Here is a 315-nt window from a genome sequence, read left to right as displayed (position 1 = left end):
TAGGCTCTAAGATGATAGCATCGACTTCTAAGGATTTAACAATCTCGATCGCTTCAGCATTACACTCTAACTTGTAAGCTATCTCATTAAGTTGAGTGTTCCCCTTGATCCGCGAGTATCCTTTAATTGGTTCTCCAACATTTTTCGAGTATTGCAGGGGAGAAACAGACGGAAATTCGCACAACAGGACCACGATAGCCCAATTACGACTAACGTCTATCCCTAGTATTCTTTTCATGGTTTATAATGGGAGTTAATTAGATTTAAAAAGAATTAGCCTTACGATACTCCCGTAGGGCCTTTTAGTCCCTATCT

General features: G+C 40.0%; 1 pseudogene. It reads right to left on the bottom strand.

What is annotated here, in order from left to right:
• Nucleotides 1–238: pseudogene (locus MiAbW_RS19350) on the bottom strand (IS110 family transposase); the annotation flags it as partial.
• Nucleotides 239–315 lie beyond the last annotated feature (77 nt).

This window comes from Microcystis aeruginosa NIES-4325, assembly GCF_008974145.1.
Classification (GTDB): domain Bacteria; phylum Cyanobacteriota; class Cyanobacteriia; order Cyanobacteriales; family Microcystaceae; genus Microcystis; species Microcystis aeruginosa_G.
This window is presented reverse-complemented; position numbering and strand designations above follow the sequence as displayed.